The sequence below is a fragment of the Sandaracinaceae bacterium genome, from assembly GCA_020633055.1.
Lineage (GTDB): Bacteria > Myxococcota_A > Polyangia > Polyangiales > Houyiibacteriaceae > JADJJE01.
The window spans coordinates 145,376-168,312 of the sequence record JACKEJ010000005.1 but is presented as its reverse complement, the minus strand read 5'-3'; the positions used below and the strand labels follow the sequence as shown (position 1 = coordinate 168,312).

General features: G+C 71.3%; 19 protein-coding genes. 10 read left to right on the top strand and 9 right to left on the bottom strand.

Annotated features, from left to right (window positions below; all coding sequences use genetic code 11):
- Positions 1–3: 3 nt before the first annotated feature.
- Together H6726_05560 and H6726_05555 are read left to right on the top strand one after the other, a co-directional pair.
- Complete coding sequence (locus H6726_05560) at positions 4–1,008, top strand: zinc-binding dehydrogenase (GenBank protein MCB9657102.1); 1,005 nt, start codon at positions 4–6, stop codon at positions 1,006–1,008.
- Positions 1,009–1,147: 139 nt separating this feature from the next.
- Positions 1,148–2,167, top strand: coding sequence for a zinc-binding dehydrogenase (locus H6726_05555; GenBank protein ID MCB9657101.1), 1,020 nt, complete (start codon positions 1,148–1,150; stop codon positions 2,165–2,167).
- Positions 2,168–2,253: 86 nt separating this feature from the next.
- Here the strand turns inward: H6726_05555 and H6726_05550 are convergent, their stop codons facing one another.
- Positions 2,254–3,675, bottom strand: a complete 1,422-nt coding sequence (locus tag H6726_05550) for a DUF2330 domain-containing protein (GenBank protein ID MCB9657100.1) — start codon at positions 3,673–3,675, stop codon at positions 2,254–2,256.
- A gap of 227 nt (positions 3,676–3,902) precedes the next feature.
- On the opposite strand from H6726_05550, the gene H6726_05545 reads away from it, so the two are divergent.
- From H6726_05545 to H6726_05535, 3 genes are all read left to right on the top strand, one after another.
- Positions 3,903–4,331 (top strand): hypothetical protein, encoded by a 429-nt coding sequence (locus H6726_05545; GenBank protein ID MCB9657099.1) that lies wholly within the window; start codon positions 3,903–3,905, stop codon positions 4,329–4,331.
- An 83-nt stretch (positions 4,332–4,414) separates the two neighbouring features.
- Positions 4,415–5,455, top strand: a complete 1,041-nt coding sequence (locus tag H6726_05540) for an alpha/beta hydrolase family protein (GenBank protein ID MCB9657098.1) — start codon at positions 4,415–4,417, stop codon at positions 5,453–5,455.
- Complete coding sequence (locus H6726_05535; GenBank protein ID MCB9657097.1) at positions 5,452–6,822, top strand: hypothetical protein; 1,371 nt, start codon at positions 5,452–5,454, stop codon at positions 6,820–6,822. Before H6726_05540 ends, H6726_05535 begins: the two co-directional genes overlap by 4 nt.
- Positions 6,823–6,847: 25 nt before the next feature.
- Here H6726_05535 and H6726_05530 read toward each other — a convergent pair whose 3' ends face one another.
- From H6726_05530 to H6726_05520, 3 genes are all read right to left on the bottom strand, one after another.
- Positions 6,848–7,621: a Hint domain-containing protein gene (locus H6726_05530; protein ID MCB9657096.1), complete on the bottom strand. Its 774-nt coding sequence runs from the start codon at positions 7,619–7,621 to the stop codon at positions 6,848–6,850.
- 162 nt (positions 7,622–7,783) lie between these two features.
- A complete protein-coding gene (locus H6726_05525) occupies positions 7,784–8,719 on the bottom strand; it encodes an NAD(P)-dependent oxidoreductase (GenBank protein MCB9657095.1) in 936 nt (311 codons plus the stop codon).
- A 5-nt stretch (positions 8,720–8,724) separates the two neighbouring features.
- Positions 8,725–9,816 carry a hypothetical protein gene (locus tag H6726_05520; protein ID MCB9657094.1) on the bottom strand — a complete coding sequence of 364 codons (1,092 nt, stop codon included), beginning with the start codon at positions 9,814–9,816 and terminating at the stop codon, positions 8,725–8,727.
- Between the two features lie 103 nt (positions 9,817–9,919).
- On the opposite strand from H6726_05520, the gene H6726_05515 reads away from it, so the two are divergent.
- Positions 9,920–10,567, top strand: coding sequence for a hypothetical protein (locus tag H6726_05515; GenBank protein ID MCB9657093.1), 648 nt, complete (start codon positions 9,920–9,922; stop codon positions 10,565–10,567).
- Positions 10,568–10,715: 148 nt separating this feature from the next.
- On the opposite strand, the gene H6726_05510 is transcribed toward H6726_05515, so the two are convergent.
- Complete coding sequence (locus H6726_05510; protein MCB9657092.1) at positions 10,716–12,080, bottom strand: anthranilate synthase component I family protein; 1,365 nt, start codon at positions 12,078–12,080, stop codon at positions 10,716–10,718.
- Between the two features lie 191 nt (positions 12,081–12,271).
- Between H6726_05510 and H6726_05505 the strand changes: the two genes are divergently transcribed.
- Positions 12,272–12,607, top strand: coding sequence for a hypothetical protein (locus H6726_05505; protein ID MCB9657091.1), 336 nt, complete (start codon positions 12,272–12,274; stop codon positions 12,605–12,607).
- A gap of 134 nt (positions 12,608–12,741) precedes the next feature.
- Here the strand turns inward: H6726_05505 and H6726_05500 are convergent, their stop codons facing one another.
- The gene (locus tag H6726_05500) at positions 12,742–12,942 is read right to left on the bottom strand and encodes a YdcH family protein (protein ID MCB9657090.1); all 201 of its coding nucleotides are present in this window, start codon (positions 12,940–12,942) and stop codon (positions 12,742–12,744) included.
- Positions 12,943–13,133: 191 nt separating this feature from the next.
- Positions 13,134–17,132 (bottom strand): amino acid adenylation domain-containing protein, encoded by a 3,999-nt coding sequence (locus tag H6726_05495; GenBank protein MCB9657089.1) that lies wholly within the window; start codon positions 17,130–17,132, stop codon positions 13,134–13,136.
- A gap of 246 nt (positions 17,133–17,378) precedes the next feature.
- On the opposite strand from H6726_05495, the gene H6726_05490 reads away from it, so the two are divergent.
- A complete protein-coding gene (locus tag H6726_05490; GenBank protein ID MCB9657088.1) occupies positions 17,379–18,182 on the top strand; it encodes an outer membrane lipoprotein carrier protein LolA in 804 nt (267 codons plus the stop codon).
- 184 nt (positions 18,183–18,366) lie between these two features.
- On the opposite strand, the gene H6726_05485 is transcribed toward H6726_05490, so the two are convergent.
- Together H6726_05485 and H6726_05480 are read right to left on the bottom strand one after the other, a co-directional pair.
- Positions 18,367–19,620, bottom strand: a complete 1,254-nt coding sequence (locus tag H6726_05485; protein MCB9657087.1) for a glycosyltransferase — start codon at positions 19,618–19,620, stop codon at positions 18,367–18,369.
- Positions 19,621–19,660: 40 nt separating this feature from the next.
- Entirely contained in the window at positions 19,661–20,464 is an 804-nt protein-coding gene (locus tag H6726_05480; GenBank protein MCB9657086.1) for a glycosyltransferase family 2 protein, read from the bottom strand.
- A gap of 177 nt (positions 20,465–20,641) precedes the next feature.
- Here H6726_05480 and H6726_05475 point away from each other — a divergent pair, with 177 nt between their 5' ends.
- Both H6726_05475 and H6726_05470 read left to right on the top strand, forming a co-directional pair.
- Positions 20,642–21,091 carry a hypothetical protein gene (locus tag H6726_05475; protein ID MCB9657085.1) on the top strand — a complete coding sequence of 150 codons (450 nt, stop codon included), beginning with the start codon at positions 20,642–20,644 and terminating at the stop codon, positions 21,089–21,091.
- A 19-nt stretch (positions 21,092–21,110) separates the two neighbouring features.
- A complete protein-coding gene (locus H6726_05470) occupies positions 21,111–22,907 on the top strand; it encodes a long-chain fatty acid--CoA ligase (protein MCB9657084.1) in 1,797 nt (598 codons plus the stop codon).
- Positions 22,908–22,937 lie beyond the last annotated feature (30 nt).

Sequence of the window (22,937 nt, the reverse complement as noted above, 5' to 3'; positions counted from 1 at the left end):
GGCATGAGCAGCGGAAGAGTCGAGGTCAGCGGTCGCGGGGCGGCGCGGCGGATGCGCTACGTGGAGGGGCCGCTCCTGCCGCCCGGCCCGGGTGAGGCGCGCGTGCGCGTGCGCTACGCCGGCGTGGCCTACGGCGACGTGATGCGGCGCAAAGGGGTCTTGGCGCCGCCTTTCGACTTCACGCCCGGCTACGACGTGACGGGCGAGATCGACGAGGTCGGCGAGGCGACCCCGCTCATGGCCGGACAGCGCGTGGCCGTGCTCATGCCGCTCACGGGCTTTGGCGGATACGCGCAGCACGTGGTCGTGCCCGCTTCCGCGTGCGTGCCCATCCCCGACGGTGTGCACGCGCGCGAGGCGCTGGGACTCGGGCTCAACGCCATCACGGCGCTGCAGGTCCTCACGCGGGTGGCGCGCGTGCCCGAGGGAGGCAACGTGCTGGTGCACGGCGCTGCGGGGGGCGTGGGCTGCGCCGTATTGGACATCGCCAGCCAGCGTGGCCTACGCGTCTACGGCACCGCGTCGGCGGGCAAGCACCACGTCGTGCGCGAGCGCGGAGGCGAGCCCATCGACTACCGCGCGGTGGACTTCGTCTCGGCCGTGCGCGAGCAGACGGGTGGACGCGGGGTGGACGTGGTCATCGATGGCATCGGCGGCGAGCACCTGAAGAAGAGCGCGCAGGCGCTGGCACCCGGGGGCACGTTGGTGGCGCTGGGCGTGTCCGGCGACGTCGAGCGCGGGCTGGGCGGCGTCGTCGGTGGGCTGCGGCACGTGCTCGGCGCGGCGCTGCGCCCCGGCATCCGCGTGCGCATGTACGGCATCACGGCGAGCCCCGGGTGCGGTCCCGCCGCCTGCCGGGCCGACTGGGCCGAGCTCATGTGCGCGCTGGCCGCGGGCAAGCTGCGTACCCCGCTCATCGGGGCAGAGCGGGCCCTTTCGCGCGCCGAGCAGGCGCACGCGCTCCTCGAGGGCGGCAGCATCACGGGCAAGGTCGTGCTCAAGGCGTGACCGACCGAGGTAACGCTCCCGCGCGACGTGACGACGCACGCTGCGAACCTCGGGAGCCCTGGTGAGGTGCACCGGACACCGTCCGCGTCGCTCCGCCCGCACCGCAGGCGTCCATTCCCCAACACATCCCGAGATCATCATGCGCGCGATTTGGATCCCCAAGGCAGGCAAGGCCAACGTCCTCGAGCTCCGTGAGAGCCCCGACCCGGAGCCCAAGTCGGGCGAGGTGCGCGTGCGCGCTCAGGCCGCCGGCCTCAACTTCGCGGAGGTCATGGCGCGCCAGGGGCTGTACCCGGACGCGCCGCCCACGCCCTTCGTGCCGGGCTACGAGGTGGCGGGCGTGGTGGACGCCGTGGGCGACGGGGTGACCGGCGTCGCGATTGGTGACCGGGTGGCCGCGCTCACGCGCTTCGGTGGGCACGCGGACTGCGTGGTGGTCCCTGCGAACCAGGTCTTCCACATGCCTGCGAACATGAGCTTCGAGCAGGGCGCCGCGCTGCCGGTCAACTACCTCACCGCGTACCACATGCTCTTCCAGGTCGCGCGCATCAAGCCGGGCGACCACGTGCTCATCCACATGGCCGCGGGCGGCGTGGGCACGGCCGTGCTGCAGCTGTGCAAGACCATCCCGGACATCACGACGTACGGCACCGCCTCGGCGGGCAAGCACGACTACGTGCGCTCGCACGGCTGCGACCACGCCATCGACTACCGCACGCAGGACTACGTGGCGGAGATCAAGCGGCTGACCGAAGGGCGTGGCGTGAACCTCATCATGGACGCGCTCGGTGGGCGCGACTGGAAGAAGGGCTACAGCGTGCTGCGCGCCTCGGGCCTGCTCATCGCCTTCGGGTGGGCCAACATGAACGCGGGCGAGAAGCGCAGCATCGGGCGCATCCTGAAGGAGATCACGGGGCTGCCGCGCTTCGCGCCCACCACGTTCATGGACGACAACCGCGGCATGGCGGGCGTCAACCTCGGGCACCTGTGGCACGAGGTCGACATGCTCGCCGGGCAAGCCAACGCGCTCATGAAGCACTTCGAGGAGGGGCAGATCGCGCCGCACGTGGACAAGGTCTTCCCCTTCGCCGAGGCCGCCGAGGCGCACCGCTACCTCGAGCAGGGGAAGAACGTGGGCAAGGTGGTGCTCGTCCCCTGAGCTGTGCTCGACCGCGCAGGACAGGGCACCCCGGACTTCAGCCTCTTCAGCCTGGGGCGCCCCCGGCGGGATCTTGCGAAAGGCCTTCAGTGCCGACGGCGACGCATGAGCGCGAGTCCGAGCAACAGCGCCCCGAGCGCGGTCGGGAGCACGCCGCGCTCCTGCGGGTCCACCACGCAGCGCCCACAGCCGCGTGAGCCGCGTGGGCCCTCGCTGCCGACGCCCCCGGTGGAGATGCCCTCGGGTAGCCCGCTCGCGCTCACCGTCGGGTCCTGCAGGCGCCCCGGTGCGGACACGGGTGGGCTGTTGTAGCCCCACTGGCCGCGCTCAGGGTTCTGGCAGTCCATGGGGCCCTCCCAGCGGTGCAGCTGTACGTAGCGTCCTTGGAAGCTGTTCCAGTTGCCGCTCGGGATGGCGCCGCTCTCCTCGAGCCGCCCGTCGGCGTCCGGAATGCCGTTGCCGCCGCGGATGCCCTGGGCGGGGCGGAACACCAGGTCCTCGCCCAGGATCTGCTCGTCGTAGCGGAAGTGCAGGCGCGTCAGCACCCAGTCGCCGCCCGCGCCGCTGGGGATGACGTCGCCCCCCAGCGTCATGATGTCGCTCCCATCGAGCGTCGGACCGGGGCACGGGTCGCACGACGACGCGCTCCACGCGTACTCCGTCAGCACGGCGCCCGGGTGCTGTTGCAGGGTCTCCTCGATCAGCCGCTCGTAGAAGGGCCCGAAGTGTTCACGCACCTGCTGGTCCACGACGATGTTGGTCGGGATGGTGGCGTTCGGATAGTTGGCCACCTCGTAGCGGGTGCCGAGGCCGAGGGTGTGCACGATCAGGTCTTGCTCGCCCTGGCTGTTGAGCAGGCCGAGGCGCACGGGCAACTGGAAGTGCGGGTCGTCGAAGTGGAAGCGCAGCGGCGAGAGCACCGCGCGCCCGTTGGCGTCGAACTGCACGCGCTGCACGTCCACCTTGGCGACGAAAAACTTGGTGCCCCCCTCCACGTACGGCCTCAGCACCCGCGCGGCGCCCGCGGGGATGTTGTAGCCCTCGTCGTGCAGCCAGCGCTCGAGGCCGTTGCTGTCGCCCGCGCTGAGCACCACGACGTCGTACTCGGCCACGCTGAAGCGGGCCTCGACGCGCACCTGGTAGCCGCCCCCACCGGCCTCCCCGTCCGCGACGGCCGCCGAGGTCGGCATGGCTTCGGTGAGCGCGTAGTCGTACTGCGGGCGGCACGGGTCCTCCTCCCAATACTCGACCAAGCGCGGCGCGCTCAGGCGGTCCACCTTCTGGAAGATCTCGCGCGGGAGCGTCCGCACGTCCTCCTCGTGCAGCACCTCGGGCACGGGGACGACCATGGCGAAGTCGGACGGGGGGCCTGAGTAGGCGTTCTGCATGGACAGGACGGTGCGCTGACCTTCGCGCATGAGCACCACCATGCTGGCGTCGCTGTACAGGCTGCTGTCGGCGCCGGCGACGTAGAAGCCGCAGAATGCGCGTGCGCGCGTGGGTGTCATGCCGGCCGCGGCCAGCGCGCACAGGCCGGTGAGCAGCGCGATGACGAGCGCGCGGTGTGGCGCCCTCGGGCGCGGCGAGGGGACACGTGACATGCGGGACCTCCAAGGGACGAGTGTGGGTGTACCCGCTCGAACGCGTGACGAGCGCGTCGGCTTACACCTCGAGGTACGACGGGGTTGACCTCGGCCCGGCCCGGCGGGATCATCCTCCTCGGAGACATCAGAACGTGAACGTGATCCTCGCCCCCGATGTATATGTGAACGCGTCCGTGAGTGTCGGGACGCCCCCCGAGCAGGTCGTCCAGCGCGTGCTGGGCGGCGTGGCCAAGCACGGCAAGGTCAAGACCTCCGCCTGGGTGCTGGCGCGCGTGGAGGCCATGTTGAACGCGGTCCCCGCCTTCAAGCCGGAGGCCGTCGCGGCCCAGATGAAGACCATCGGTACGCTGGTGGAGACGGTGAAGATCGCCGACCACGGTCCGGACGACTGGGCCCATGCCCTCGCTGCCACGGCCAAGGCCGCGGGCGTGAAGCGCGTCATCACGGACCACCCCGACCTGGCGGACCAAGAGGACGTGGACGGGGTCGAGTTCCTCTCGAGCGACGCCTGGCTGGTGGAGCAGACCACCCCGCCGCCTCCGCCGCCGCCCGGCAAGTGACCACGGACGCGCCCTCGCCGCGACATGACGGCCCCACGGGCACCGGTGCACGACCCGCGCGCGCTCGTGGGCCTGGGCCCCGCGTGGTGGGCGCGCTCGCGGCGCAGGTCGACCGTGTGTTCAACGACGTGGTGCTGCAGGCACGGCGTCCGCCCGAGCGCGCCCCGGACGAGGGCATCGAGCAGCTGCGCGCCTTCGTGGCGCGCTGGAACGAGCCGCGCTGGTTCGACGACGTGGACGGCTTCTTTGGCGCGCCCTTCGTGCCGCGCGTCACGCAGCGGCGCGTGCGCGTGGGCCGTGCCGCGCTGCTCGGTCGTACGGTGGAAGACCTGCAGTTTCAGAGCCCGCACCAGCCACACTTCGGTGAGGTAGGTGCGCGGCTCGCGTCGTTCGCCAAGAACCGTGCGGTCCCCGCGCGCCGCATCCTCGCCGGGGCACGCCCAGCGCGCTCGGTCGCGGTGCTGGTGCACGGCTACCTGGGAGGCGCCTTCGCGGCGGAGGAGTGGGTCTGGCCCCTCGACGCGTTCGCGCGACGCGGCGTGGACGTGGTGCTGGCCGTGCTGCCCTTCCACGGCGCGCGCAACGACCGCCGGGTAGGCAAGCCCCCGCGCTGGCCCGGGCCCGAGCTGGCGTTCTCGCTGGAGGGTCACCGGCAGGTGGTCGCCGACCTGCGCGCGCTCGTCGCGTGGCTCTACGACACGCAGGGCTACGCGCACGTGGGCATGATGGGGATGAGCCTGGGGGGCTTCGCCACGGCGCTGCTGGCCACCACGGAGCCGCGGCTGGCGTTCGCGGTGCCGTACATCCCGCTGGCCTCCGTGGCCGACTGGACGCGTGACGCCGGGCAGCTCCCCGGGAGCGCGGCGCAGCAGGCCGAGCTCCACCACCTGATCGAAGAGGCCCACGCGCTGACCAGCCCGCTCAGCCGGCCACTACGCGCGCCGCGCGCCGGGTGCTTCGTGGCGGTGGCGGAGCGCGACGCGATCACGCCCATGCGGCACGGTGAGCGCATCGCGCAGCACTTCCGCGTGCCGCTCGAGGTGTTCCCCGGGGGGCACCTGCTGCAGGCGGGTCGCGGCCGGGCGTTCGAGCGGCTGTTCGAGTTGGTCGAGGGGCTGCCGTGAGCCATCGACGGGTCGCGCACCTGCTTGTCCTGACGTCGCTGGCGGTGGGAACCCCCGCGTGCAGCTCGGGTCCACGCGCGACGGTGCGCGCCGAGGTCGACCAGCGTGACCTGCCCGGCGCGCTCGAGGCGTACGAGCGGGTGCGTGCGATGGACGGCGCGGACCCGGCGCTGCTGCGCGACGTGGCGGCGCTGGTGCTGCAGCAGGCCGTCGAGGGGGAGGACCTCGCGGTCCGCGACGCGGCCTTGTCCCAGCTGCGGCGGGCCCGTGAGCGCGCCCACCGAACGCTCCGGCGCCTGGCCGACAGCCCCGACGAGGCGGTGCGTGCGGCCGCCCTCGAGCTCCAGGCCGCCGCGGGGGACACCTTGGCGGTCGCGCAGCTGCGGGCCTCGCTGGACTCCACCGACCAGGCCGCGCGCGCGTCGGCACAGAGCGCGCTCGACCCGCAGCACGCGGGGGACCTCGCCCACCTGCGCGGGTCCCTGACGGACCCGAGCGCGCGGGTGCGTCGCGCGGCGGCGCTGCGGCTGCGGCTCGCCGCGGAAGACGACGACACCCGCGTGGACCTCGAGCTTGTGACCCGCGTGGACCCTGCGCTCACGGTGCGCGTCACGGCTCTCTCGGCGCTCGCGCGTCAGGGGGAGCCCGCCTTCGCGCCCTTGCGCGAGCGCTTGCACGACCCGGAGCCCAGCGTGCGCATGGCCGCGCTGTTGGCGCTCGCCGTGTGCGACGCCACGCGTGCCGCCGGCATCTACCAGGGGTTCCTCGCGACGCCGCCGAGCTCGGACAGCGTGGAGGCCGCGCGCCTGCTGGCCACGCGCGTCCCGGCGGGTGCGGCGGGGACCGACCCGTCGAGCGAGGACGCGCTGGCCAGGACGCGCGCGACGGAGTACCTGCTCGCGGCGCTGACTGCTCCGGACGAGTCGCTGCGCGCCCAGACCGCCGTCGCGCTCTCGTCTCTCCCTGCGCTGTACGTGGCCGGTTCGGACGACGACACCCCACGGCTCCAGCGCGCCCTCGCCGCGCAGCTCGAGCGCGAGACCGTGCGGCAGACGCGGCTGGTGCTCGCGCAGACCCTGCTGCGCGCCAGCGACGACACAGTCGGGCGTGCGGCGCTCGGGGACCTGCTCACGGGCGACGACGTCCCGGCCGTGATGGCTGCCGCGGCGCTCGCGCGGCTCGGTGACGAGGCCGCCCTCACGCGCCTCGACGCGGCCCTCCAAGATCCGCGCGCCACGCACCGACGCATCGCGGCCGCCGCGCTCACGTGGGACGCCGGTGACCCGGATCGCGCCCGCGCCGCTCTGGAGGATGAAGACGCATTCGTGCGCGTCGCCGCGGCGGGTGGTGTCCTCTCGGCGCGGTAGGGCGCGCCAGTTGGGGTCGGCCGCCTCACCCGCCGTCAGCACCTCCGTCGCCCGATGGCACCGTACCGCCATCGCCTTGATCGCCGTCGCCGCCGTCTTCCGGGCTGCCGCCGAGGTCGCGAAGACCAGCGTCTCCCGAGCTATCGCGGTACTCCCGCGCGCACACCTCGGCCCGCGCCTGTCCCGGCGCGCACGCACCGATGCTCGTCGTCGAGTCATCGCAGTCCCGCTCCCACGGGACCCCATCCCCATCGCGGTCCTGTCCCTCGCACACGGCAGGGGAGTCGCTGCAACGCTCACAATAGCTCTTGTTGTGGACCAACACCTCGTCGGCGAAGTATGTCTGCGTGCCGCTGACCGAGAGGTTCCACACGTCGGCTCGAAGCGTCAGAGGGGTGATGGCGAGCACCCGCGCCTCATCACCTACCGCGGGGCCGACATCGAGTCCACGTAGCCGTGTTCCCGCTGACAGCGCGAGGGCCGGCACGAAGCCTGCGCGCTCCGTGAAGTACGGGTGCTCGGCGGTGGTGTGAGTCGTGCCTCGGTCCGAGACCACGCGCAGCAGCGGCCGGTCTCGGTGGTGAAACGTGCGGACGACGCGCTCGGCCACGACCCCGCGCACCGGGTCGAAGGCCAGCACCTCGTCACCGACGCGGAGCGACTCGATTCGTCGCGTCCCGCCGGGGACCCGGACCCGGGTTCCCGCAGCGAAGCAGCTGTATATGCAACCCGGGGCGCTGAGCCCCAGGGCGGCGAGCAGCGTGGCGTACGTGGGGGAAGGGAAGCGAAAGACACTCATCGAAGACCTCTGGCACAGATTGGCACGGAAGAAGCCGGTGCTGGTGGGCGCGTCGCCGCACTCAGCAACGAACGTGCCGAGAGACTCCGGTTGGTTTCCGACGGCGGCCTTCCGGCGGCTCTCGACAGGGGCGCGCGGCCACGAGCGTCGAACGACGGGCTGCTAAGACGCGACGGCGTCCCTGACCGCGTCCCGCCAGTCCCCACGGTGCACCTCGCTCGAGCGGCGTCCGAGGTGCGCCATCAGCCGGCCCGTCGGGAAGTGCCCCCCGAAGCGGCTCATGCCGTAGAGCAGGAAGTACTCGGACGCCCGCCCGCGCAGGATGTCCATCGGCAACGGAGGGCGGCGCACGCTGAACGGCAGGTCCGCGGCGCGGGCGTACTCGGCGAGCAACTCGCGCCAGGTCACGTGATGGTCCGCGAAGTTGAGCGGCGCGTTCGCGGGGCCAGCTTCGAGCAGCGCCGCGGTGAGCGCGCCCAGGTTGTTGACCCCGATCATGCTGGTGCGCACGTCACCCGCGCCGGACATGAAGAGGGTGCCGGCGCGCAGCCCGCCGAGGACCACGGGAGAGGTGAACACGTCCCCGCGGCCGATGACCATTGGGAGCCGCAGCAGCGTGTACGGGACCTCCGCGCGCTCGACGTGCCGCTCCGCGAGCGCCTTCGAGCGCGCGTACGCCAGGGCTGCGAAGCGGATGCGATGGGTGTCCTCGTGGCGGTCCTGGCCCAGCGCGCGCGCGCCGTACACGCTGACGGAGCTGATCTGCACGAAGTGGCGGCAGCGGCGCGCCGCGGCCCAGCGCAGCATCTTCTCCGTGCCGCCCGCGTTGACCGCGAACATCAGCGCGTTCGGTACCCGTGGGTCGACCACGCCTGCCGTGTGGATGACGGAATCGACTGGTTCGTTGGGCTCCCAGCCGAACGCATCGTTCGGCACGTCGCGGGTGAGGTCCGCCCGCACCTCGCCGAGCGCGTCGTCCGCGGCGCGGCCGAAGACCTGTGCGCGCACGTCGTGACCAGCCGCACGCAGGTGATGCGCGATGGCGCTGCCGACGCAGCCATCGGCGCCTGTGACGAGGACTCGGAGGGGACGATGCATGGCGTTCACTCTCCGATGGGCAGCAGGTTGCGCAGGTGCACGTCGTTCTGCAGCGGGTAGTCGATGTCGAAGCGCTGACCGTCCACGTCGCACGGGTAGAAGCCCGACGCCGCCATGCCGTTGACGATGGTGGCCTGATCGTAGTGGACGGCGAACTCGATGGGGGTCGCGCGGTCCGGGTGGTCCAGCGTGTAGACGAGCACGTCGCTGGTGGTGCCCGAGCCGCTCAGCGCCACGTCCGTGTGTTGGTTGCCGTCCAGCTGAATGTCCGTCAGGTCGCGCAGGCCCGTGTAGGTGAGGTCGACGAGGATGCGCAGCCGCTGCGGCGTGACCGCGACGCGGTACGTGCCCGCCGCGATGCCCACGAAGGTGCTCGGTGCCGTGTACTGCGTCATGCCCGACGCGCCGAAGCCCTCCACGCGCACCTGGGTCATGTAGAACATCATGTTGACCAGCCGGAAGATGTCCTCCGCGCCAGCCTGCGTCTGGGTGTCCAGTCGCCGAATCACTTCGGGCAGGCCCGTCAGGCGTCGCTCGTCGCCGTCCACCGTGAGCAGCAGCTGGTCGCCGTCGCGTGACGTCGACAGCACGCGTAGCAGGGGCTCGTCGTCGTGGTCGACGCGCCGCACACCGCGGCGCTGGAGCGGTGCGAGCTCGGGCTGGAACGGAAAGTCGTAGGTCGCGGTCACGGCGGCCTGGCCGGCACCCGACCCGTCGACGGTGAACGTGCCGGTCTCCATCTCGATGGTGCTGTCCTCGAACACCAGCGTGCGCACGTAGCACCCGCTGCCGCTGCCCAGCCCCGCGCGGCGCGTGCCCAGCACGAACAACTCCGTGCTGCCCTCGAGCGAGCGCACCCACGTGGAGGTGGGCGAGTCACAGGTGCTCAGCGTGTCGGAGCGGCGCGCCAGGTCGTGCACGCCCGACTTGTCGCAGGCGGCGAGCGACAGGACGACGCCGAGCGAGAGCCACACCCACAGCGCATCAGCGCGGCACACGGCGTCGGTGGACGATGCTCGGCACGTGGGTCGAGTGTGCCGGGAGGGGTCGTGCGCGGTGCGCGTGGAGGAGAACCAGCCGTAGTGGGAGACCGACATGTGTCGGAATTTGTGTAACGTCGCTACATATGTCAAGAACAGACCGCGCGGGGCCGTCGATGATCGCCGACCTGCGACCACGACTCGCCCCCACAGGACGCTCATGCGCTGCTCTCGCTCCACTTCCGCGCTCTCGCTCGCCACCGCTCCCTCGTTCCTCGCGCTCCTCGCGGTCGTTGCGCTCGCTCTCGATCCGGCCACGGCGGCGGCCGACCGCGTCAACGCGCCGTCCCACGACGCGGGCCTCGGATTTCACACCGTCCGCTTTCGCACCGAGGACGGCGACGCATACTCGCTGCACGCGCTGACGCTCTCCTTCGACTATTGGGTTGGCCGTCGCTTCGGCATGATGCTGCACGGCGAAGCGTACTTCCCGATGCGCGGCGCTCAGCCTGGCAGCGGCGAGCACTACCGCGGTTCGCTGCGCCGCGACTACGAGCAGCACTGGGGCCTAGACGGGTCGGTGATGGTCGGCTTGCACGAGCAGCTCGCGGAGAACGTCCACCTCTACGCGGGCCTGGGCGTGCACCTGCAGTCCTTCCGGATCAACGACGCGGACTACTCCACGGTGGAGGCCGTCACGATGGGTCTCGGGGGCGTCGCGCGCGTGCGCTACGACTTCCACCGGCACATGCACGTCAGCGGGCTCATCGCGGCGGCGCTCGACCCCATCGACCTCATCAAGCATCGCAATCGCGTCGTCGTGTTGTTCCCAGTCACCTTCGCAGTGTCGCTCGGGACGCACTTCTGATGCCCCGCTCGCAGGCGCGTCGCGGAGCGCATCGAGAGGCGGCGCTCCGCGCGCGGTGTTCAGTGGCGCATCGGGAGTCGGCCCAGCGCACGCGGCGCTGGGCGGCACGGCCGGAGCGGGTCCGTCCGCGGTGCAGCGCGTCTCCCCGTCAGCGCCGGAGCGCGTCGATGGCGTCGAGGAACACGCGTGCCTTGAGCTCGGTCTCGGCCACCTCTCGCTCGGGGTCGCTCGCCGCCACCAACCCGCCTCCGGCGAAGTAGTGCATCGTGTCATGGCGTACCAGCGCCGTACGAATGGCCACTGCGAGCGTCAGCCCCCCCAGCTGATCGACGTGGCCGACTGCGCCACAGTAGACCCCGCGAGGCTCCGGCTCGAGCGCCTCGATGGCCTGCATCGCCGCGAGCTTGGGCGCGCCGGTGACGCTCCCTGGAGGGAACGTGGCGCGCAGGATGTCCACCAGCCCGACGTCCTCGCGCGTGGTGGCCGTCACCGTGGTGACCAGGTGCGACAGCCGCGCATAGGGCTCCACCGAAAACGGCGCCTCGACCCGCACGCTGCCCGTCGCGGCCACACGCGCCAGGTCGTTGCGCATCAGGTCCACGATCATCGCGTGCTCGGCGTGCTCCTTCTCGTCCGTCCGCAACGCGCGCGCAGCCGCCTCGTCCTGGCCCTCGGCGCGCGGCACGGTGCCCTTGATGGGGCGCGTGCTGAGGCGCCGCTCGGTTCGCTCCCAGCGCAGGAAGGTCTCCATGGTGCGCGCCAAGACCGCGTGATCGCCCGCGTCGAGATAGGCCCCGAGCGGCACGGGGCTGGCGCGACGCATCGCGAGGAAGAGCGGGAACGCGCTCCCGCCGAGCTTGGCCGTCCAGCGGCGCGCGAGGTTCACTTGATAGAAGTCACCGGCCGCAATGTGCTCGAGCGCTGCGCGCACCGCCGCCGCATGCAGGTTCGGATCGGGGGCCCACGCCATGCTCGGGAGAGGGGGCGCCGCAGGCTCCACGCGTGCGTCCAGGGCCGCCCGCAGCCGGGCCGCGGCGTCCTCGTCATCGGCAAGGATGAACGCCTCCGGTGCGTTCGTCTCCTCTCGGGCGCCAGCGTGGGCGACGGCCAAGAGCGCGTCGTAGCGTGCGAAGTGGAGCGTTGGCGTGGCAGGGTCGCGCAGGTGCCGCGGTCGCAGGCGGCGCTCGAGCGCGAACGCCGCGTCGTACGCCACGTAGCCGATGTAGCGTGGCACCCGGCCGAGGGGCGGGAGCGGCGCGTCCGCTGCAGGGCCTCGAAAGTGCGGTGCGTGCTCGCCTGACGTGTCCCGCCGCGGCACCGTCGTCGCCAGCGGCGCAAGCGGGTCGCCGTCTGCGTAGGTCGCGCGCAGTGTCTCGACGGGGGTGCAGCCCAGGAACGACCAGCTGTCTGCGCTGCGTCCCTCGCCGTCCAGCCACGCGAGTCCGCCGCGCGCGTGGAGGCGCTCGGCGAGCGCTGGGAGTTCATGCTGGACGCCGTAGCGCTCGACCCACATGCGCTGGGTGTACTGCCCAGGTGCCAGGAGGTAAAGCTCGCCGCGCGCGTCGCTCGCTTGATCCCGTACGCGCTGCCGAGCTACACGGGGGGTCGATGCGAGATCCGAAGCACGCCCCCGCTCGAAGGCTACCGTTCGCTGCGCGTGCGCTCGCGCGGTGTGCGGGCCGCGCGGTCGCCCTCGGGTGTGCGGTGGCCCTCGCCCTCGGGTGCGCGGGGCTCTCCGACGACCTGCGCCGCGCCCGCCGCAGCTACGCGGCCGCAGCCTATGAAGACGCCAACACCTGGCTCGTGGCCATCGAGGAGGACATCCCCTCCGCCACCACCGCGCAGCGCGCGACCTGGCACTACCTGCGCGGCATGACCGAGTACCGCCTCGGACATCGCCGGGAGGCGCGCCACTACCTCGCGCTGGCGCACGTGATCGCCGGCGAGCGTGGCGTGGGGCTCCAGCCCCAGTGGCAGCGCACCCTCGCCATCACGCTCGACGAGCTGGGTGAGGAGATCCCGGGCGCAGACGCGCGGTAGGTCCGCAGCTCGCGGAGCGCTTCGACCACGCGGCGGCCATCCGTGGCGCTCGAGCTCGCGTCCGGTGGAAGGCGTCTGGGCGACCTGGGCGACGGTCGGTGCTCGCCCAGGAAGCCGCACGTTGGTGTGTGTGCTCAGCGGCTCGACAGCGTGGCCAGCTCGTCCTTGAGAGCCAGCTTCTCCTTCTTGAGCTGCTGCAGTTCCGTCTCTTCGTCCGCGGTGAGCGACAGGCGACCGTCCAGCTCGCACACGCGCGCGTCGATCTTCTGGTGCTTGTTCGTGAGGCGCTCGACTTGGAATTCGAGCTTTTCGGACGAGAGAGAGGACTTGGACATAGGCGCTCCCAGGGGGTGGGTGGCTCTGGCGAACCGGCTGAGCGCGCGCAGAGCCTGTCGAGACTCCAGGCTAGAGAGGCTCGTTCCGCTTGGCAACCATCTTCGCGCAGGGCTTGTTCCTGAGGCGGAGGGCCCGCGCGATCGAGCGAGCGGAGGCGTTTTGGTGTTCGGGGCCGAGTGACGCGGGGCCCTCAGCCGGCCCAAGAGGCGTGCGCGCGCCCCAGCGCGGCGGCGAGCTCTCGCGCGAGCGTCCCGACGTGCGGAGGCGCGAGCATGCTCAGGTGCTCACCGGGCACGTCGATCACCTCGACGCCAGCGAGCGCCACATCGCCCCAACCGAGCCCCCCGCGTCGGTACGCGTCGCTGTAAAAGACGTTCTCGGTGGCTCGCAGCACCGTCACGCGTCCATCGTAAGGCTGCAGGGAGTGCGCCAAGGCGACCTGCACGTTGCGCTCGACGAACTCGAGCGCACCCAGCTCGTCCGAGACGCCAAGGTCCAACGCACGACGCACGCGCAGCTCCAACAGCCGCGCATGATGGTGCAGGCGCTGGCTGCGGTCCGAGAGCTTGTCCATCGCGTAGCGGGGCCCCTGGTGCGTCAGCGCCTGCGCGTGGCGCCTCATCCGTGCGATGCCTCGTAGGGGGTCGACGGGGCCGGGGCCCAGCGCGTCCAGCAGCCCGACGAACTCCACGTCCCGACCGGCCGCGCGCAGTTGCCGTGCGACCTCGACCGCGACGACGCCTCCCAACGACACGGCGACCAGCGCGATGGGTCCTTCGCTCGTGTAGCGCATGATGTCACGTGCGTAGGCCGCCGCGATGTCTCCTACGTCGTTCGGGAGCGCGGTCGGCCGTGGAGGGCTGGTCACCCCGATCACCGGCTGGTCGGCGCCGAGCGCGTCCGAGAGCGGACCGAAGTAGCTGCCGTTGCTCCCCAGGACGTGCACCGCGAAGACGGGCGGCCGCGTTCCACGCGGCTGGATCGGGAAGATCGTCTCCGGGGTGGAGACGCTGACGGATCCCAGGAGCCGGTCGGCGAGGTCCGCGGGGGTGTCGGCCGCCTTGAGCACGCCCAGCGTGAGCTGGACGCCGAACGACTCGTTGACGCGGTCCAAGAGGCGCACCGCCAAGAGGGAGTGTCCCCCAAGATCGTAGAACGACTGGTCTGGAGCGACCTGTGGCAGCTCGAGGGCCTCGGCGAACAATGCGCACAGACGCCTGTCCGTGGCGTGCCGCGCCGCACCTCGTCTCGATGGGGCGCTGGTCGTTCCCGGCACGGGCAGCGCGCTCAGGTCGACCTTGCCGCCTGGTGTCAGCGGAAACGCGGACATCACGCTGATCGCGGAAGGGGTCATGAACGACGGCAGCGCCTCGCGCACGTGTCGCCGAAGTGTTCGTTCGTCCACAGGAGCCTCGGGCGCGCAGGTGACCCAAGCCCACAGACGAACGTGCCCGTCGGAGTCCTCGCGCGCGCCGACGACGGCCTCGGTCACGCCGGGGTGGCGCTCCAGCACCGCCTCCACCTCACCGGGTTCGATGCGGAACCCACGCAGCTTCACCTGCCGGTCGATGCGACCGAGGAACTCGAGCTCGTACGTCGGCGACCAGCGCGCCAGGTCGCCGGTGGCGTACATCCGTTCGCCCGGCGCAAAGGGGTCGTCGAAGAATCGCGCACCGCTCAGCGCGTCCTGCCCCAGGTAACCGCGTGCGACGCAGGGGCCTGCGGCGTAGAGCTCCCCAGGGACCCCGGGTGGCGCGAGCCTCCGACGCCGGTCGAGCACGTAGAGGCGAGCGTGGTCGGTGGCGTGCCCGATCGGCACATCGTCATCTGCGTGCAAGGGGGGGCCGCGCATGGGGTCGTACACGGCGCAGGTGACGCTGGCTTCGGTGGGGCCGTAGCCGTTCAGCCAGCGCACGCCCGGCGCGACGCGGCGCCAGGTCGCGTAGGCGCGTCGCGAGGCCTTCTCTCCACCCACGATGACGAGCCGTACGGATGCGGGCAGGCGCTCGTCGTGCTCGTCCATGCGACGCACCAGCTCGTGCCAGAAAGCGGTCGGGAGGTTCAGGACGGTGATGCGCTCCTCGGCCACCGCGCGCTGGAACGTGACGAGGGACTCGCCCATCTCTCGGCTGCGCAGCACCAGCGTGGCGCCTGCGAGCCACGTAGGCAGCATCTCCTCCATGCTCACGTCGAAGCTGAAGCTGGCGAACTGCAGCACGCGATCTGCAGGGGTGAGCGCGAACTCACGCGCCAGCGCTCGGTTGTGTGCGACCAGCGAGCGATGCTCCACCATCACGCCCTTGGGGCGCCCCGTGGAGCCCGACGTGTAGATCACGTACGCGAGGTCGCCCGGGTCGGCGTGGACGGATCGCGGGTCGTCGCTCGCACGGTCTGCGTCTGAGCCCCAGTCGAGGTCCAGCGCGAGACGCGCGACGGTCGATGGCGTGTCCAGTGGCGCGAGCTCGGACAGGCAGATCAGCGCGCGCGCACCCGAGTCCGCCAGCATGTACTCGAGCGACGTCGCAGGATACGTGGGGTCGAGGGGCACGTACGCGGCCCCCGCCTTCAACACTCCGAGTAACGCCTCCGCCATCTTCACCGTGCGAGGCAGGCAGATGGCCACCCGGTCCTCGCGCGTGACTCCAAGTGCGCGCAGCCGAGCGGCGATGGCGTCGCTGCGTCGGTCGAGCTCCGCGTAGGTGAGCGGAGCGGCGTCTGGGTACCGGGCGTCTGCGCCCGGCGGTACGTGGCACGATACGGCGATCCTCTCGGGGTGGGCCATGGCCACACGTCGAAAGAGCGGAGCGTACGTCTCCACCACACGCTCGGTTGGTCGCGCAGGCGCGGTCTCTCGGAGGAGCCGGGCGCACTCCTCGTCGCCCAGTGTGCGGACCTCCCCGACCTGCGTCAGTCGCCGGACGGGGTCGATGATCACGGTCGCGTGGCCGATGTCTTCGAGCAGCTGCAGCAAGTGCTTCGCCATGCCCTCGATGGTGGCTGCGGCGTAGACCCGCGGGTCGAACTCCAGCCGCACGACCAAGGCGCCGTCGAGGTAGGCTGCGAGACTGAGCGGAAACGAGCTCTGCTCCAACACCTCCACCTCACGCGCTTGCCACGACGGGTCCAGCTGGCGCAGGTGCGACTGCAGCAGGTAACGCTCGAGCACGACGTTCGTCGTGAGCAGTGGTTCGCCCTGGGGAAGGCCGCTGAGCCTCTGCACGTCCACCAGCGGGGCGTGCTCGAAGGGACGCACGGCTCGCGACGCGTCTCCCAGGGCTTGGAGCAGCTCCACCAGCGGCCGCTCCTCGCGCACCGACGCACGCTGCGGCACCGTGTTGATCAGACACCCCACCATGTGCTCTGCGCCCGCGACGAGGTGTCTACCTGCGCGTGTCACACCGAAGACCACGTCGTCACGTCGGGCGTAGCGTGCCAACAGAATGGCCCACGCGGCCTGCACGCACGTGAAGAAGGTCACCCCCGCCTCCGCGGCACGTTGGGCGATGCGTTCCACGTCCCCCTGGGCGAGCCGCACCTCGTGTTCACGGTGTGTCGGCTGCGGCTCATCCAGATCGACGCGCCGCGCACCCAGCGCGAGGCGGGTGGGTTCGGACAGCCCCATCAATCGCGTGCGGAAGAACGCTTCCGTCGCGGCCCGGTCTACCTGCGCCAGCGCTTCGATGTGTTCGCGCGGGCTCGGCGCAGGCGGGCGCTCCGGGCGCAGGCCCCGTGCCAGCTGGGCGTAGTCTTCGAACGCCTCGTGCAGTACGCGCGTGAAGCTGCGCCCGTCGAGCAGCGCGTGGTGGAACGTCCACACCAGCGTCCACTCGTGCTCATCCAGACGAAAGAGTGTCCAGCGTGTGGTGGGCGTCGCATCGAGCGCGACGCCCCGAGCTCTGTCCGCCGCGAGCCATGCGCCGAGGGAGACCTCGTGTGTGGAGCCGTCCGTGTCGCGCCAGTCGACGACCTCGAACGAAAGCGGGCCCACGCGGTGCACCACCTGGACCGGCGCAGCGCGACCGCGCCACCGAAAGCTGGTTCGCAGCGCCTCGTGGCGCGAGCTCGCCAGATGAAAGGCCTCACGCAGCGCGTCCGGGTCCAGCGCCTCGTGGAGTCGCACCACGATCTGCTGGACGTTCACCCCACGCGCTGGGGTGGCGAGGGTCTCGGCCAGCATTCCGTGCTGCATGGGTGTCAAAGCGAACGCGTCGCTTCCTGCTCCTCCCACTTCATCGTGCTGTCCCGTCGACATCGAGCGCTCTCCCAGGCGCACCGCGCGACCCCCGCTCGGTGCCATGACCAACCGTCGGTTACCCCTTGAAGGCTGGGTGCGCAACCTCGTCCGCCCCGACTGCAACGGGCCCCTGGCCATTTCCCTGGGGCCCATGAATACTGCGCGCGGCTGGGTCGTTCAGACCACGGAGCCAACCCGACCATGCACAGCAACTTTCCGCTCTCTCGCCGCTCGACCCGCATGCGCCTCGCCGTGTTGCTGTCGGTGCTCACCAGCGCCGCCTGCATCGCGGGAGCAGAGGCCCAGGACCCTGCCCCCGACAGCGCGAGCATGAGGCCCCGTCAGCGTCCGGCGTCGGACGCACCTGCCACGCCTGCGCAGCCTCGGCTGACGGCCGCTCAGGTCGCCGGTCTCGTGCAGTCGTTCTACGACCAGACCACCAGCTTCCAGGCGAACTTCGAGCAGGAGCAGTACACCAAGGTGTACGACCGCCGCCAGCGCTCGAGCGGCCGTGTGGTGTTCGCGAAGCCAGGGCGCATGCGCTTCGACTACGCCGCCCCCAACGGCCAGGTCTTCGTCAGCGACGGACAGCGCCTGGTGGTCTATCAGCCGCCCGAGGAGGGCGAGACAGAGGGCCAGCTGATCGAGCGCGCGATGGACAGCGATCAGCTGCCGCAGGCCTTCTCGTTCCTCACGGGCACGGGGCGCCTCGACCGCGACTTCAACTTTCGCTTGCTGAACGCTGCTCGGCACCAGTTCCCGGACGGCTACGTGCTGGCGCTCCGCCCGCGGCGGCAGAACCCCAACTACGAGCAGCTGCTCTTCTTCGTCCGCATCGTGGGTGAGGGCGAGCAGCGGGCCGGCGTGGTGCAGCGCGTGCTCATCCGGGACCGCGAGGGGAACACCAACCGCTTCACCTTCGCGGACATGCAGTTCAACCGCGACGTGCCGAACGAGCGCTTCACGTTCCGCGCGCCGGCCAACACGCGCACCGTCCAGAACTGAGCCGCGCTCGCCGACCCTCGAGGGAGCGCGTCGCCCCTCGCGGGTCGCGCTTCGTGGGGCGCCGTGCGTGCGCCCACGCGGTGCGGCGCGACGCGTGGTCGGGTTGCGGGGTGGGTCGCTGCGCGTGGTCCGGTTGCGGGGCGGGTCGCTGCGCGGCATCGATCCGCCTGGCGTGACACCGCGCTCATTGTCCCCGGACCAGCGCGTCCAGCGTTCCTCGCAGCGCGTGCCAGGTCTGCGCAGCGGCCGCGTCTCGTGCCAGGCGCGCGCGTGTGAGGGTCTTCTCTCCCCCGCGCAGCGCTTCGCCCAGCGCAGAGCGTAGCGCACCCACGTCGTCGGGGGGGACCAGGGAGCCGCGTGCCCCGTGCCCGAGCAGTTCCGCGATCCCGCCTGTGTCCGTGGCCACGACGGGGGTTCCAGCCAACATCGCCTCCAGCAGCACCGTGGGCGTACCCTCCTCACGACCGGAGGAGAGGCGCCGCGAGGGGAGCGCGAGCACGTCTGCCCGCTCGAGCCACGCGCTCTTCTCGTCGCCCGTGATCACGCCCGGGAGAACCACTCGCACGCCGACACGCGCGGCCTCGCGCATCAGCGACGCTCTCGAGGGGCCGTCTCCGGCGATCACGAGCGTGGCGTCCGGCCCGCCTGCCAGCGCGCGCACCAGCACGTCGAGCCCTTTGATGGGCACGAGGCGACCGAGGGCCAGCACGACGCGTCCGTCCATGCCCACCATCCGGCGTACGTGCTCCTGCGCATGCGCGCTGGCGGGGTGGTGGCTGGGGATCCCCATCGCCAGCACCGTGGCGTGCGGGAGCGCCGACCCTACGAGGCGTTCGAAGCGCTCGCGGTGGCTGAGCGAGACGAACGTGAGTGCGTCGGAGCCCTGTGCGATTGTGCGCACGATCCGTCGCCCGAGCGGGAGTCTCTCGAGCAGGTGGATGTCCGCGCCGTGCGTGACGACCACCCGGCGCACCGGGTCCGCAGAGGCGCGCGGGGCGCGGGGCCAGCGCGCGGCCAGCAGGCCGTTGGGGACGGCCCAGTGCGAGACCAGCACGTCGAAGGCGTGAGCACGACGCGCCAGATGCGTCGCGAGCGCCATCGGGTAGGTGAGGGCGCCCAGCGCGGCCAGCGGGTCACTCCGTAGGTTCTCGGGTGCCCCGGCCCGATGAAACGTGCGCTGCAGCGCACGGGGATACGCATACCGCAGTCGCACCACCCGGGGTGATGCCTGCGACGGGTCGGGGGGGCCGGACGAAGGCGGCACGTGATCGAGGTCGGGGGCCACCACGCGAACGTCGTGGCCCAGGTCCCGCAGGGTGCGCGCGAAGCCTTCGACGAACACGCCCGCGATGTCCCCCGGATGCGATGGATAGCTGGTGGTGAGTACCCCGACGCGCAGCGGGCGCCGGTGCTCGGGGGTCCCGCGCCCGCCTGTCACGAGGTCCCCGGGAGTCGCCGAGGGGCTGGCGGGGCTTCGCTCACGGCCGGGACGCGAAGGTCGGGTGCTCCGCCACGCGCTCGGGCCGCGCCACGCCGCGGTGCCGGCGTACGCCAGGGGGCCCGCCGTCTGCCGCCAGCCGTCGCAGGACACCGCAGCCAAGGACGTAGGGCACCACCACGAGCGCGTGACGCCAGCCGATGCCGCTGACCTCGTCGCGGTATACGGGCCGCACCGGGACGTCCACGACGCGCACACCGCGCGCGGCACACTGCGCCAGGAGGTCGTTCGGGTAGCCATAGCGGGGCCACAGCGTCTCCAGGTCCAGCGCCGCGGCCGCGTCGCGGTGCAGCACGCTGTAGCCGCACTGCGAGTCCGCCACGGTGGTCTGCGTGGCGACGCGCGTCAGCGCCGAGAGCACGTGGTTGCCTGCGAAGCGCTGCAGGGGCATCAGGTCACGCGCCCCGGGCCATGCCAGACGGTTGCCCTTGGCATAGCCCGCGCCACCGTCGATGACGGCGTCGAGCAACGGCGGCATGTCTGCGGGGTCCATCTGGCCGTCGCCGGCCATCACGACGGCCACGTCGGCCCCATGTTCGAAGGCCGCGCGGTAGCCTGTCACGAGCGCCGCGCCCACCCCGCGGTTCACCTCGTGTCGCAGCACGCGCACGCGTCCGTCGGTCTTGGCGAAGGCCTCCGCGCGCTCCGAGGTGTCGTCACCGCTTCCGTCGTCGACCACCACGACGTCATCGACGAACGTGGGGACGTCGCGCAGGGCACGATCGATCATGCGCCCCTCGAGGTAGGCGGGCATGACCACGGCGACGCGGGCGCTCTTCCACATGGCCGGAGAGCTAGCAGCCTGGGCCGGTTGCGTCCAAATTCGCCTGTTGCGCGGGTCAGTCAGGGAGACGCTGTCGCGTTTCCCGCGAGAATCTTGACCACCAGCCCGGAGCAGGGTCAGAAACGAGGTATGCGTCTCGCACCGTCTTTCGTCTCCGCGTCGCCTCGCCACCGCCGAGTGCTCGGCACGCTCGCTCTGCTCCTCGTCGCGCAGGGGTGTGGTGGCAGCACGAGCGCGCCCGCCACGGCCTCGGCCGCCGAGCCCTCCGTCGAGGCGCCGAGCATGCCGCCACAGCCGCGGCGTGAGGGAGAGATCACGCGCGAGGAGCTGCTGCCCATCCTGGAAGGCGGGCTCGGTCGCTTCCTCGGGGGTGTCGGCACGGAGCCGGAGATCGAGGCCGGGCGCTTCGTCGGTTGGCGCATCGTGCGGCTCTACCCCGACGACCCGCGTTTCCAAGGCATCGCTCTCCAACCGGGCGACGTGGTGACACGGGTGAACGCCCTGCCCATCGAGCGGCCCGAGCAGGCCTTCCAAGTGTGGGACGGTCTACGCGTCGCCAGCGAGCTGGTGGTGGACTATCGGCGCGACGGCGACGCGCGACAGATGCGCTACGCGATCGTCGACTGACTGGTACCCTTCCGCGCGCATGCCCTTCGAGCCGCTCTTTCGTGACCTCAACGAGCTCCTCCAGCGCAGCGTCGCGCAGTACGCCGAGCGCCCGCTGTTCGGGACGAAGCGACGCGGGGTCTGGTCGTGGGCGACGTACGGCGAGTTCGGGCGCGAGGTCGATGCCCTTCGTGCGGGGCTCGCGAGCCTCGGGGTGCAGGCCGGGGACCGGGTGGCCATCGTCTCCGACAACCGCGTCGAGTGGGCGGCGCTGGCGTACGCCACTTATGGGCTGGGCGCCGCGTTCGTACCAATGTACCAGGCGCAGCGCGCCGACGAGTGGCGCTACATCCTCGCCGACAGCGGCGCTCGCGTCGTGGTCGTGGCCGATGGCGAGATCGGCGCGTCCCTCAGCGGAGCGCGCGCTGCGCTGCCTGCGTTGCAGCACATCGTGACGCTCGCGCTCCGCTCGGAGCACGCCGACACCACCTACGACGCGCTCAGGGAGCGAGGCCGCCGCGAGGCCGTACCCGTCGTCTCCGTGGACGCTCACACGCCGGCCACCTTCCTGTACACGTCGGGCACGACGGGCATGCCCAAGGGCGTCATCCTCTCTCACGCGAACGTCGCCCTCAATGTCAGCGCCGTGCACGAGGTCTTCCCCATGGCGCCGGAGGACCGCTCGCTCAGCTTCTTGCCGTGGGCGCACAGCTTCGGTCAGACAGTCGAGCTCCACGGGCTCGTCTCGATGGGCGCCTCGATGGCCATCGCGGAGTCGGTCGACCGCCTGCTGCAAGACCTGGCCGAGGTGCAGCCGACGCTGCTCTTCAGCGTGCCGCGCATCTTCAACCGCATCTACGACAGCGTGCACAAGCAAGCGGCGGCCGAGGCTGGGCCCAAGGCGGAGCTCTTCCGGCGTGCCCTCGCGAACTCGCAGCTGCGCAAGGAGCTGGCCAGCCGCAACCAGGTCAGCGGCTGGGCCGAGCTCCAGCACGTGTTCTTCGATCGAACCGTGTACGCGCCCATTCGCGCGCGCTTCGGCGGCCGGCTCAAGTTCGCGTTCAGCGGGGGCGCCGCGATGTCGCGCGAAGTAGCGGAGTTCATCGACGGTCTGGGCATCAACGTCTACGAGGGCTACGGCCTGACCGAGACCTCGCCCATCACGGCCATGAACTACCCCGGGTCACGCAAGATCGGCACCGTCGGTAAGGTCCTCCCTGGCGTGCGCGTCGAGATCGACCGCAGCGTCTCGGACGATCCCAAGCACGGCGAGGTGCTGGTCTTCGGGCACAACGTCATGCTCGGGTATCACCGCCTCCCAGAGGACGACGCTGCCGTGTTCGTCGAGCGCCAGGGCGAGCGCGGCATCCGCACGGGTGACCTGGGGTATCTGGACGGCGAAGGGTTCCTGCACATCACGGGTCGCATCAAGGAGCAGTACAAGCTGCTGAACGGGAAGTACGTGGTGCCGACGCCGCTCGAAGAGCAGCTCAAGCTGAGCCCCTACATCTCGAACGTCATGATCCACGGCGCCAACCAGGCGTACAACGTCGCGGTCATCGTCCCGGACTTCGACGTGCTGCTCCCGTGGTGCGGGCAGCACGGGGTGCTCGCCACTGAGCACGACGCCGTGCGCGACCCGCGGGTGACCGCGCTCTTCGAGCGTGAGCTGGACCGTCAGAGCGAGGCGTTTCGACCGTTCGAGAAGGTACGGCGTTTCCTGCTCGTGACCGACGAGTTCAGCACGGCCGACGGGACGCTGACGCCGACGATGAAGGTCCGGCGCAGCCAAGTGCGGGCGCTGTACGGGACCCAGCTGGACGCGCTCTACGACTGACGCGCCCCGCATGATGCGCGCCGTCCATGC